This is a genomic window from Rhodococcus triatomae, assembly GCF_014217785.1.
Lineage (GTDB): Bacteria > Actinomycetota > Actinomycetes > Mycobacteriales > Mycobacteriaceae > Rhodococcus_F > Rhodococcus_F triatomae.
The window spans coordinates 1,556,189-1,567,981 of sequence record NZ_CP048814.1 but is presented as its reverse complement, the minus strand read 5'-3'; the positions used below and the strand labels follow the sequence as shown (position 1 = coordinate 1,567,981).

Genomic DNA, 11,793 nt, shown 5'->3' with positions numbered 1-11,793 from the left:
ATGTTGAACGACGCGCAGAGAGCCGAACTCGCCGACCGGTTGGAGGAGGCCGAGCGCACCCGTACGCCGATCGACCCGTTGGCGCAGTCGTATCCCGACATGGACGTCGTGGATTCGTACGAGATCCAACTCCTCGGGATCCGGCGCCGACTCGACGCGGGTGCCACCGTCTCGGGGCACAAGGTGGGTCTGTCGTCGAAGGCGATGCAGCAGATGATGGGTGTCGACGAACCCGACTACGGTCACCTGCTCGGCGACATGGAGGTGTTCGAGGACCGTACGGTCGACACCGCCCGCTACTGCTTCCCGCGCGTCGAGGTCGAGGTGGCCTTCCTGCTCGGCGCGGACCTGCCCGGCGCCGACTGCACCGAGGAGGACGTCCTCGCCGCCACCGAGGCGTACGCCCCCTCGATCGAACTGATCGACAGCCGGATCAAGGACTGGAAGATCGGCCTGGTGGACACCATCGCCGACAACGCGTCGTCGGCGGGATTCGTCCTCGGACGGCAACGAGTTCGTCCCGCGGACATCGACATCCGGGCGATCGACGCGGTGCTGACCCGCAACGGCGAACGCATCGCGGAGGGGCGCAGCGATGCCGTGCTCGGCAACCCGGTGACCGCGGTCGCGTGGCTCGCCCGCAAGGTCGAGAGCTTCGGGGTCCGGTTGAAGGCCGGGGACATCGTGTTGCCGGGATCGTGTACCCGCGCCATCGACGTCCGTCCGGGAGATTCCTTCCATGCCGATTTCGCCGGACTCGGCACCGTATCCCTGAATTTCGGCTAGCCGTGAACCTCGACCAGCCCCGACAGTCGCGTGTCCCATGCGAGTAGGAGAGAAGCGTCCATGACCAAGGCAAGTGTCGCCATCGTAGGATCGGGGAACATCAGTACCGATCTGCTGTACAAGCTGCAACGCTCCGAATGGCTCGAGCCGCGTTGGATGATCGGGATCGACCCGGCCAGCGAGGGATTGGCCCGCGCCCGCGGTCTGGGGCTCGAGACCAGCGCCGAGGGAGTGGACTGGCTGCTCGCTCGGCCGGACAAGCCGGATCTGGTGTTCGAGGCGACGTCCGCGTATGTGCACCGCGAGGCGGCACCCCGGTACGCGGAGGCGGGAATCCGGGCGGTCGACCTGACCCCGGCGGCCGTCGGTCCCGCCGTCGTGCCCCCGGCCAACCTGCGCGAGCACCTCGATGCGCCCAACGTCAACATGATCACCTGCGGGGGACAGGCGACGATCCCCATCGTCTACGCGGTCTCCCGGGTGGTGGACGTGCCGTACGCGGAGATCGTGGCCTCGGTGGCGTCGGTGTCCGCCGGACCGGGCACTCGCGCGAACATCGACGAGTTCACCAAGACCACCAGTCGCGGTGTCGAGACCATCGGCGGCGCGCAGCGGGGCAAGGCCATCATCGTCCTGAATCCCGCCGATCCGCCGATGATAATGCGGGACACCATCTTCTGTGCGATTCCCGAGGACGCGGACCGAGACGCGATCACCGACTCGATCCACCGCGTCGTCGCCGACATCCAGCAGTACGTGCCCGGCTACCGGCTGCTCAACGAGCCGCAGTTCGACGATCCGTCCGTCGTGTCCGGTGGGCACGCGCGAGTGACGGTGTTCGTCGAGGTCGAGGGCGCGGGCGATTTCCTGCCACCGTATGCGGGCAACCTCGACATCATGACGGCTGCGGCCACCAAGGTGGGCGAGGAGATCGCCCAGAAGCTCCTGACAGTGAAGGCGTGAGCGACATGGTTCATTCGGACACGATCCATTCGGGCGGTATCCATTTCGACAGTGCGTGGGACGTGCGGGTCACCGACACCTCGCTGCGGGACGGGTCGCATCACAAACGGCACCAGTTCAGCGGTGAGGAGGTCCGAGCGATCGTCGCCGCGCTGGACGCGTCCGGCGTCCCGGTCATCGAGGTCACGCACGGCGACGGGCTGGGCGGTTCGTCGTTCAACTACGGGTTCTCCAAGACGCCGGAGCAGGAACTGATCACGATCGCGGTCGACACCGCGAAGAACGCGAAGATCGCCTTCCTCATGTTGCCTGGTGTCGGGATCAAGGAGGACATCGTCGAGGCGCAGGACAACGGCGCGTCCATCTGTCGGATCGCGACGCACTGCACCGAGGCCGACGTCTCGATCCAGCATTTCGGCCTCGCCAGGGAACGGGGTCTGGAAACCGTCGGGTTCCTGATGATGGCCCACACCATTCCGCCGGAACAACTCGCGAAGCAGGCGCGCATCATGGCGGACGCCGGGTGCCAGTGCGTGTATGTGGTGGACTCCGCGGGTGCGCTGGTGCTCGAGCAGGTCTCCGACCGGGTGGAGGCGCTCGTCGCCGAACTGGGAGACGACGCGCAGGTGGGGTTCCACGGCCACGAGAACCTGGGGCTCGGTGTCGCCAATTCGGTGGCCGCGGTACGCGCCGGCGCCCGCCAGATCGACGGCAGCACCAGGCGTTTCGGCGCGGGTGCGGGTAACGCCCCGGTCGAGGCATTCGTCGGCGTGTGCGACAAGATCGGTGTCAAGACCGGCATCGACTTCTTCGAGATCGCCGACGCCGCCGAGGACGTCGTGCGTCCGGCGATGCCTGCCGAGTGCCTGCTGGACCGCCAAGCCCTGATGATGGGGTACGCCGGTGTGTACTCGAGCTTCCTCAAGCACGCGGAGCGCCAAGCCGAGCGCTACGGAGTCTCGGCAGCCGAGATGCTGGTCCGCGCCGGAAAGCGGAAGCTCGTCGGCGGCCAGGAAGACCAACTCATCGACATCGCCCTGGAACTCCAGCGCGAGCGCGCCTGATCCTCCCCTCGGCCGCGTGATCCCTCTCCTCCCCCCCGAGCCCGGCACAATGTCACATCGGTTCGTTCAGATCGAACCGATGTGACATTGTGCCGCAACAGATGTCGCAACAGATGTCGCGTCAGGCCGGAGCCGCGTTCTCCCACAGGCCGACGATATTGCCCTCGGTGTCGGTGAAGTACGCGGCGAACCCCATGTCGGCGACCGGGGTGCGCCCGGTGACGGTCTTCCCGCCGAGTGATTCGACGGTCTTCAAGGCGTCGTCGATGGAGGGGACGTCGATGGTGACCACCGGGTGCGGTGCCTCGGTGGAGCGTTGGTACATGCCACCGTTGATGTAGCCGGCGTCCGCAGGCATTCCGCTGTCGGCGACGGGGCCCGTCGTGACGATGGTGTAGTCCAACTCCGGCATTTCGTCGATGGACCAGCCGAACGCGTCCGCATAGAACGTGCGGGCGCGCTCGCCGTCGTCGAAGGGGATCTCGAAGTGCATGATCTTGCCACTCATGGCGAGGCCTCCAGGTGCGGGAGTGCGCGGTCGGCGGACAGATCCAGCCTAGGCCGCGGCACTACCTGCAGGGAACAGATCGCGCTCACTCGTCGCGGTCACGCACCTCGATGATTCCTTCCATGACGGCATGGTTGATGCTGTTCAACAGGCGCGGGCAGGTTTGCCGGGACCCGGCTCGGCCACCGGCATCGGTGAACTCCGGGCACATCTGCTGGGGGTCGCCCTGCCACTGGATGCTGGTGTGCCGGAAGCTGTTCTTGCGCACCAGTACGCACGTTCCGCACGCCCGGCACTGGACGTCCTGAAGGCCTTCCTCGAGATACGTGTGCTTGTCGGCAACCGTCTGGGCGCGGACGGCCTCGACCCGGTCCGGGCTGTCGGCGAAGTCCGGCGCCTTGGACCAGGTCGAGGTCATCGTCACACGCCCGTCTTGTGCTCGGCGTCCTCGGACGCCTGCGCGGCGGCGGCCTTCTCCTCCGCCTGCCGGGCGAGGTTCTCGTCGACCTCGCGCTGCCAGGCCTCGATCGCCTTGCTCGTGTCGATCTCGAACTCGAAGCGCTGCGTCATCTTCTCGTCCACGTCGTCGATGTCGACGTAGAACTGCTCGTACCAGCGACGCAACTGGTAGACGGGGCCGTCTTCCTCACACAGGAGCGGATTCTCGATCTTGGTCTTCCGCTTCCAGATCGCCACGTCCTGCTCGAAGCCCATGGCGACACCCTCGGTGAACTTCCGCGACAGCTTGTCCGTCGTGGCGTCGTCGAGACCCTTCGGCTTCTCCACGCTCACGCCGTACATGAGCATGAACGAGTCGTGGGTGACGGGGTAGTGGCAGTTGACGAGGATGCTCTCCGCCTTGAACCCGCTGTAGTCGTTGTGCAGCCAGTTGATCATGTACGACGGGCCGAAGTACGAGGCCTCGGAGTCGAGTACGGACTCGCCGTACTGGGTGCCCATGTTCTGGACGTCCGGTCGGCCGTGGTTCTGCAGGTACTGCGTGGCGACATGTCCCTCGAAGACGTTCTTGAAGTACTTCGGGAACCCGAAGTGGACGTAGAAGAAGTGCGCCATGTCCACGACGTTGTCGATGATCTCCCGGCAGTTCGAACCCTCGACGAGGATCCGGTTCCAGCGCCAGTCCGTCCAGTTGTCGGTGAAGACCTCGGGCAGATGGGGGATCGTGACGTCCTCCGGGGGTGGGTTGCCCTCCGGGTCGTTCCAGACGAACAGTTGCCTGTTCTCCTGGAGCGTGATCCATGACCGGGTGCGCGCGAGCGGTGGGACGCGCCGCGCATACGGGATGGACGTGCACTTGCCGTTGGGGCCCCAGCGCCAGTCGTGGAACGGGCAGGCGACGGAGTCGCCCTTGACCGATCCGTCGCTGAGGTCACCACCCATGTGCCGGCAGTAGGCGTCGAGCACGTGCAGCTTGTTCTGGCTGTCGGCCCACACCACGAGCTTGGTGCCGAAGGCCTCCACCGCGTGTGGCTTGCCGTCGAGGAACTCGCTCTCGAGCCCGAGGCAGTGCCAGCCGCGTGCGAACCGCGTCCGCGTGGTGCCGACGTCGATCTCGCGAATTGCCGCCATGTCCCCTCACTTCCCTGTGATCTGTTAGTAGAACACGTTATAGAATTTTGGCAGCCATGGCTAGATTTCGCGCAGAATCGCCGCACAGAAAATCCGATGATCAGGCATTTTGCCGGACTCTCGACATGAATGGGAACGTGTTCTAGTCTCAGAAGACAGGTGAACGAACGAATCAGACAGGAGCGTCCAGTGGCCGACCACGACAGTCACGAGGTGCTGCACCGACTCGACGCAGTGCTGCCGATGCTGCGCGAGCGGGCGCAGGAGACCGAGGACCTGCGCCGCATTCCGGACGAATCGATCAAGGCGCTCCAGGAGACCGGGTTCTTCCGGTTGCTGCAGCCCTCCCAATGGGGTGGCCAGGAGGCCGACCCCGTGCTGTTCTACTCCGCGGTCCGCAAGATCGCGAGTGCGTGCGGCTCCACCGGGTGGGTCGCCGGCATCATCGGAGTCCACAATTGGCACCTCGCCCTGTTCGACCAGCAGGCACAGGAGGACGTCTGGGGCTCCGACACCGACGTGCGGATCTCCTCGTCCTACGCGCCGATGGGTGCGGGTGAGGTCGTCGACGGCGGCTACACCGTCAACGGATCCTGGGCATGGTCGTCGGGATGCGACCACGCCGACTGGGTGGTGGTCGGCGGGCCCGTGATCAAGGACGGACGCCCGGTCGACTTCGGCAGCTTCCTCATCCCGCGCTCGGACTACCGCATCGACGATGTCTGGAACGTCGTCGGCCTCCGGGGCACCGGCAGCAACACCATCGTCGTGAAGGACACCTTCGTTCCCCGGCACCACTTCCTCAGCTTCCGGGCGATGAGCGAACTGACGGCACCCGGGCTCGAACGCAACACCGCACCGGTGTACAAGATGCCCTGGGGAACAATTCATCCCACCACGATCTCGACGCCGATCGTCGGTATGGCCTACGGTGCGTACGAGGCGCATGTCGAGCACCAGGGCAAACGTCTGCGGGCGGCCTACGCCGGGGAGAAGGCCAAGGACGATCCGTTCGCCAAGGTCCGTATCGCCGAGGCGGCCAGCGACATCGACGCGGCGTGGCGGCAGCTCTCCGGCAATGTCGCCGACGAGTACGCACACCTCGTCGCCGGCGAGGAGGTGCCGTTCGACCTGCGGTTGCGCGCACGCCGCGACCAGGTGCGGGCCACGGGCCGGGCGATCGCCTCCATCGACAAACTCTTCGAGAGCTCGGGTGCCACGGCACTGGCGAACGGCACTCCCCTCCAGCGATTCTGGCGCGACGCCCACGCCGGTCGGGTCCACGCGGCCAACGATCCCGAGCGGGCGTACGTCATGTACGGCACGGGCGAGTTCGGGCTGCCGGTCACGGACACGATGGTCTAGGGGGGGAAGACGTGACGACGACCGAAGAAGCGATCACCTTCGAATCGACCTCCCGGTTCGCCCAGGTCACTCCGGACCTGAAGCTGCACTATCACGAGGCCGGTGTCGGACACGACACCACGATCGTGTTGCTGCACGGGGGCGGTCCGGGAGCGTCCTCGTGGTCCAACTTCGCCCGGAACATTCCCGTTCTCGCCGAGCGATTCCACGTGCTGGCCGTCGATCAACCCGGATTCGGGTTGTCCGACAAGCCGACCGACCACCCGCAGTACTTCGTACACAGTTCCTCGGCGCTTCTCGCGCTGCTGGACACGTTGGGGATCTCCGGCCGGGTGCACCTGCTGGGGAACTCGCTCGGCGGCGGGGCGGCGGTGCGGTTCGCGCTCGACTTCCCGGACCGGGCGGGCCGGCTCGTACTGATGGGCCCCGGTGGGCTCAGCGTCAATCTGTTCGCCCCGGACCCGACGGAGGGAGTCAAGAACCTCGGACGGTTCGGTGCTCCGCCGGAGGGGCCGACCAGGGAGAAGCTCGAGGCGTTCCTCCGGGTGATGGTCTTCGACCAGTCCCTGATCACCCCGGAACTGGTCGAGGAGCGCTTCGCCGCAGCGAGTACACCCGAATCGCTGGCGGCTGCACGGGCGATGGGAAAGTCCTTCTCCGGGGCCGACTTCGAGAAGGGGATGCTCTGGCGCGAGGCGTACAAGCTCCGTCAGCGAGTGTTGCTCGTGTGGGGCCGTGAGGACCGGGTCAACCCGCTCGACGGCGCGCTGGTGGCGCTCAAGACCATTCCCCGCGCTCAGTTGCACGTGTTCGGTGGTTGCGGTCACTGGGCACAGGTCGAGAAGTTCGACGAGTTCAATCGCCTGGCGACACAGTTCCTTCTGGACGAGAACCAGGGAGGCAAGTGATGGGTATCCGCTCGTTGGCCTACATGCGGATCGAGGCCACCGACATGGCCGCCTGGCGAGAGTACGGCCTGAAGGTGCTCGGCATGGTCGAGGGCAAGGGAACCGACCCGGAGGCTCTCTATCTCCGGATGGACGACTTTCCCGCTCGCCTCGTCATCGTGCCCGGCGAGAAGGACCGCCTGCTCGTGTCCGGGTGGGAGACCGCGAACGCCGAGGAACTCCAGGAGGTCCGGGACAACCTCGCCGCCGCGGGTGTCCCGTTCAAGGAGGGCACGACCGAACAGAAGGCGGACAGGAGAGTCGACGAACTCATCGTCTTCGAGGACACGTCCGGAAACACCCTCGAGGCGTTCCACGGGGCCGCTCTCGAACACCGCCGGGTCGTCAGTCCGTACGGGCACCGGTTCGTCACGGGGGAGCAGGGGCTCGGTCACGTCGTGCTCTCCACGAACGACGACGAGGCGTCGTTGCGCTTCTACCGGGACGTCCTCGGGTTCCGTCTGCGCGACTCCATGCGGTTGCCTCCGCAGATGGTCGGACGCCCGGCCGACGGGCCACCGGCCTGGCTGCGCTTCTTCGGCTGCAACCCGCGGCACCACAGCCTCGCGTTCCTGCCGATGCCTACGCCCAGTGGCATCGTGCACCTCATGGTCGAGGTGGAGAACTCCGACGACGTCGGGCTGTGCCTCGATCGTGCGTTGCGGCGCAAGGTGAAGATGTCCGCGACCCTCGGCCGTCACGTCAACGACCTGATGCTCTCGTTCTACATGAAGACTCCGGGTGGATTCGACATCGAGTTCGGTTGCGAGGGAAGGCAGGTCGAAGACGACGAGTGGATCGCCCGGGAGAGCACGGCGGTGAGCCTGTGGGGCCACGACTTCACGGTGGGTATGCAGCAGTGACCGTCGCCGGGATCGATCCGAAGCAGTTCCGCACCGTGCTGGGGCAGTTCTGTTCCGGCGTCACGATCATCACCACCGTCGTGGACGAGCAGCCGGTGGGATTCGCGTGCCAGTCGTTCGCGGCACTCTCCCTCGACCCACCACTGGTGCTGTTCTGTCCGACGAAGGTGTCGCGATCGTGGGCGGCGATCGAGAAGACCGGGACGTTCTGCGTCAACGTGCTCGCGGAGGAACAGCAGGAGGTCTGCGCCCGGTTCGGATCGCGGGAGCCGGACAAGTTCGCCGGGGTGGACTGGACGGTCTCGCCGCTGGGGTCCGCGATCATCGACAACTCGCTCGCGCACGTCGACTGCACGGTGGAGAACGTGCACGACGGGGGTGACCACCACGTCGTGTTCGGCCGGGTGCATTCGATGAGTGAGGTGCGTTCCGAGCGCCCGCTGCTGTTCTACCGCGGCCAGTACACCGGTATCGAACCCGACAAGACCGTCCCCGCTCCGTGGCGGCACGATCTCGAGGAGTTCCTCTTCACCGCGTCCGAGGACACCTGGCTCTGACCCGCGCTGCGTCGTGTCCCATCCGCCTGTCCGGCACTCCGGCACAATGTCACATCGGTTCGATCCAACGAAACCGGTGTGACATTGTGCCGGAAGGGGAGTGGTCAGGAGACGTGGAACTCGCCGGACGTCCCGGTGAACTGGGTGATCGCGCCCGCGCCGTCACGGGCCGCGCCGAAGTAGACGACGCGATAGTCGCCCGCAGGGGTCCCGTCCGGCACGTCCCAGGTGATCCGGACGGTCGACTGCCCGGGTGCGGTGCGGGTCCAGCGGAACTTCGTCTCCCAGTCGCTGTCGTCCGCGTGCCGGATCCACCGACCCCCGTCTCGTCGCTGGACTTCGAAGAAGGTGCTCCGCCTCCGCAGGTCGTTCTTCGGATGGCCGGCGACGAACTCGACCGCCACCTGCTGCCCCGGCGACGCCGACTCGGGCGCGACCAGTACCTCGCCGAACGACCGTCCCGGCGCGGGTACGTCGGCCTCCACGGCCGGGTTGAAGCCGGGCTGGAACGCCGACAGGTCCTCCGGTGCCGGCCCGCGGGGGACGTCGCTGCCCTCTCGCAACGCCGCCGCCAGCCGCGCGAATCCCTGTTGGTAGGCGGGCAGGGTGTAGCGGCCGAACAGTGTCGATCCGCCTTCGTAGTGCTGTGCCTCGTATTCTTCCGGCGTGGTGCAGTAGCTCGCGTACGAGTTCGCGTAGCCCTGGAAGAGGACGTTCTCCAGCGGGACGCCGAGCTCCGCCGCGACGGTGCGACGAACCCGCAGGCCCGCGACGACGGTGAACTCGGCCGGTGCGGCCGCGAGGTAGTACTGCCCGATGCGCATCAACTGGATCTTGAGGATTCGCGGTACCCATCCGCCCGGTGGGAGCAGTCCGACCGGGACGAGCACCAGCTTCGGGGCCTGGGCGTCCTGTAGCCATCCCGGGACAGGCGCGTCCATTCCGCCGAGAGCGTCGACGAGCGGGTTCCTGGTGCCTTCCGGGAAGACCGGGAGGGCCGGTCCGTCCTCGGTGCTCCCCGCGCTCATCGCCGCACCGATGCAGGCGGGTGTGGTGTGGCCGGACTCGCCGTGGGGCGTGAACCGCCCGTCGACGGCCTGATCGGACATGTCCAGGTACAGGATTCGGCTGTCGATGCCGCCGGAGAGCGACTCGCTCGCGGCGGCCCAGGCGGTGCGGGCGGCGGCGACCTGCCGTTCCCCGATGATGCGTGTGTTCTCGAACTCGTCCTCGGTGGGCCCGCTTCCGGGTGACAGATTCAGGTTCGGAGACATGTCCCCACTGTTGGTCTGCGGGAAGCAGGCGACGAAACCCGGTGTGCCGTCGAGGTATCGGACTCCTTCGTGGTCGTGCTCCCAGAAGTAGGCGGCGGCGCCCTTGTTGTCGCCGGAGATCAGGAGGTTCTCGTTGGTCAGCGACGCGCAGTGCGTCGCGAACCAGTTGATCGCTCCGACATCCTTGCCGCCCTGGCGGATACGAAACACACGCATCCACGGGTCGATCCCCCGAGGGTAGTAGTCGCGATCGGACGCCGGGTTGCGCTCGAACGCCTCGCGGGACCGGTTGACGCTCGCGTCGACGAGTTCGGTGCGTCCGAACGAGACGGTGCCCGGTGCCAGGTCGTCGTGGGCGGCGACGATCGCCTCGACGATCCCGGCGACCTCGGAATCGAACACCAGCGGCTCGAAGCCGAGGAGGGCGAGGTTGTAGGCGTAGTTGTGCGAGGCGCCCCCGCAGGCCGCGTGGGAGTGGACGGCCGTGAGCATGACGTTGCGCTCGGTGTAGAGGTCGCCGAAGCGCTCGCCCAGCCGATCGAGCACGGCGTCGTGCACGGATTGGAAGATCATGCACGTGTCGACGCACACGTAGACGGCACGTTCCCCGTTCTCGGCGAACACGTAGGCCCGGGCCCGGGTGCGCTGGTGCAGACCCTCGGCCCGCTGGTCGAAACTCGAATACCCCATCATGCCGATCTCCGCGACCGGCCCCGTCACGTCGGACACGCCGACACCGACGTGCATCCCGCCGGACGGTGCGCTGCGCTGCGAGCCGGCAGGCGCGGCCGCTGCGGCTGCGCCCGCCGGGAGGGCGGCAGCAGCCACGGCGAGCAGGGGAGCGGAGGCTGCTCCGGCGAGCACGGTGCGTCGGTGGATCGATGCCACGGCGTTCCTTTCGGTGCGCGCGCCGAGGCGCGGACAGTGGACGGGCTGGGGCCTGGGAAACCGAGCGAGGGAACTGGTCGAGTGTCCAAGAGTGTAGCCCGCGTCACCGCCCGGGGCGAGGGGGAAATCGATCAGCGCACCGTGTCGGCGTCGCCGAAAGTCATCTCCATCTCGGGGATCACCGAGGTGAACAGCGCGCGGCGCGGCAGCCCCCAGCTGTGCAATTCGTCCGCGACGGGGTGCTCGCCCAGGTCGAGAGCGGCTCCGCCCGGACGGCTCCGCAGGCCCCGGGTTCGCATCTGCCACGTCGTGCGTCGGGTCAGCCCGTCGAGGTGCGCGTAGGCGGCGAGCGAGGTACTCGTGCCTCCCGGGACGGGAAGGCCGGGCGCCACCGACAGCCGCGCGATCAGTTGCCCGTCCGCGCCGAGCGCCGCGGTGCGCGTCCGGTGGTCGGCCTCGAACTCGGCCATGGTCTTGGGGAAGCCCCAGATCCCCCGTCCGGCGGCGAGGGTGAACTCCCCGTCCACCGGGAGATGGTGGATGAGGGCACCGGCCCGGCCGGTGGCCGCGGCCCGGATGCCCGCGGCCACGCTCGCGGGTGCGCCCGGTTCGCCGACCAGGACCGCGACGGCGAACTCGTTGTACGGACCGAGGTCGCCGTCGATGTAGTCGACGAACACCAGCATGCAGATGCCGCGCCCGGACCGATACCGCAGTGCGCGCAGCCCGGTGTGGGCGATGGACTCCTGCACCGCATCGGCCCGTACCGAGTACGCGGCTGTGAATGCCGTGGCGGCACGCACCCGTACCGGCATCTCGACCGTCCGGCCGAGTACCTCGTGAGCGCTCATGTCCATCCTCCCCGCAGAGTGGAGCCTGTCATCGTCCGGCCCGGCGCGAGCGCGCAAGAGAAGGGCCGCGGTCAGGGCATCACTACGATGACATGAAATCGAAACAAGTTCTAGTAGTGCCGGGTATCGAGAGCACG

At 67.1% G+C, this 11,793-nt stretch carries 12 protein-coding genes; 7 read left to right on the top strand and 5 right to left on the bottom strand.

All coding sequences use genetic code 11. From position 1 onward, the window contains the following. From G4H71_RS07425 to dmpG, 3 genes are read left to right on the top strand one after another with little or no spacing between them, the layout of a single operon-like run. Positions 1-786, top strand: a complete 786-nt coding sequence (locus tag G4H71_RS07425; protein WP_072736285.1) for a 2-keto-4-pentenoate hydratase — start codon at positions 1-3, stop codon at positions 784-786. Between the two features lie 60 nt (positions 787-846). Continuing rightward, positions 847-1,749: an acetaldehyde dehydrogenase (acetylating) gene (locus tag G4H71_RS07420; protein ID WP_072736284.1), complete on the top strand. Its 903-nt coding sequence runs from the start codon at positions 847-849 to the stop codon at positions 1,747-1,749. 5 nt (positions 1,750-1,754) lie between these two features. Further along, positions 1,755-2,813: a 4-hydroxy-2-oxovalerate aldolase gene (gene dmpG, locus G4H71_RS07415; protein WP_072736379.1), complete on the top strand. Its 1,059-nt coding sequence runs from the start codon at positions 1,755-1,757 to the stop codon at positions 2,811-2,813. A gap of 121 nt (positions 2,814-2,934) precedes the next feature. On the opposite strand, the gene G4H71_RS07410 is transcribed toward dmpG, so the two are convergent. The 3 genes from G4H71_RS07410 to G4H71_RS07400 all read right to left on the bottom strand — a co-directional run bounded on the left by G4H71_RS07410 (position 2,935) and on the right by G4H71_RS07400 (position 4,911). Next, the gene (locus tag G4H71_RS07410) at positions 2,935-3,321 is read right to left on the bottom strand and encodes a VOC family protein (RefSeq protein ID WP_072736283.1); all 387 of its coding nucleotides are present in this window, start codon (positions 3,319-3,321) and stop codon (positions 2,935-2,937) included. Positions 3,322-3,406: 85 nt separating this feature from the next. Beyond that, the gene (locus tag G4H71_RS07405; protein ID WP_371842127.1) at positions 3,407-3,739 is read right to left on the bottom strand and encodes a hypothetical protein; all 333 of its coding nucleotides are present in this window, start codon (positions 3,737-3,739) and stop codon (positions 3,407-3,409) included. 2 nt (positions 3,740-3,741) lie between these two features. Continuing rightward, positions 3,742-4,911 carry a 3-ketosteroid-9-alpha-monooxygenase, oxygenase component gene (locus G4H71_RS07400; RefSeq protein WP_072736281.1) on the bottom strand — a complete coding sequence of 390 codons (1,170 nt, stop codon included), beginning with the start codon at positions 4,909-4,911 and terminating at the stop codon, positions 3,742-3,744. 189 nt (positions 4,912-5,100) lie between these two features. On the opposite strand from G4H71_RS07400, the gene hsaA reads away from it, so the two are divergent. The 4 genes from hsaA to hsaB are packed head-to-tail and all read left to right on the top strand — an operon-like array spanning position 5,101 to position 8,643. Continuing rightward, positions 5,101-6,276, top strand: a complete 1,176-nt coding sequence (gene hsaA, locus G4H71_RS07395; protein WP_072736280.1) for a 3-hydroxy-9,10-secoandrosta-1,3,5(10)-triene-9,17-dione monooxygenase oxygenase subunit — start codon at positions 5,101-5,103, stop codon at positions 6,274-6,276. Between the two features lie 11 nt (positions 6,277-6,287). After that, on the top strand, positions 6,288-7,184 hold the full coding sequence (hsaD, locus tag G4H71_RS07390; protein WP_072736279.1) for a 4,5:9,10-diseco-3-hydroxy-5,9,17-trioxoandrosta-1(10),2-diene-4-oate hydrolase: 897 nt from the start codon (positions 6,288-6,290) through the stop codon (positions 7,182-7,184). After that, positions 7,184-8,086, top strand: coding sequence for an iron-dependent extradiol dioxygenase HsaC (gene hsaC, locus G4H71_RS07385; RefSeq protein WP_072736278.1), 903 nt, complete (start codon positions 7,184-7,186; stop codon positions 8,084-8,086). Before hsaD ends, hsaC begins: the two co-directional genes overlap by 1 nt. After that, a complete protein-coding gene (hsaB, locus tag G4H71_RS07380; RefSeq protein WP_072736277.1) occupies positions 8,083-8,643 on the top strand; it encodes a 3-hydroxy-9,10-secoandrosta-1,3,5(10)-triene-9,17-dione monooxygenase reductase subunit in 561 nt (186 codons plus the stop codon). Before hsaC ends, hsaB begins: the two co-directional genes overlap by 4 nt. A 104-nt stretch (positions 8,644-8,747) precedes the next feature. On the opposite strand, the gene G4H71_RS07375 is transcribed toward hsaB, so the two are convergent. Together G4H71_RS07375 and G4H71_RS07370 are read right to left on the bottom strand one after the other, a co-directional pair. Next, positions 8,748-10,805 (bottom strand): neutral/alkaline ceramidase, encoded by a 2,058-nt coding sequence (locus G4H71_RS07375; RefSeq protein WP_072736276.1) that lies wholly within the window; start codon positions 10,803-10,805, stop codon positions 8,748-8,750. 131 nt (positions 10,806-10,936) lie between these two features. After that, positions 10,937-11,656, bottom strand: a complete 720-nt coding sequence (locus G4H71_RS07370) for an acetoacetate decarboxylase family protein (RefSeq protein ID WP_072736378.1) — start codon at positions 11,654-11,656, stop codon at positions 10,937-10,939. Between the last annotated feature and the right edge of the window lie 137 nt (positions 11,657-11,793).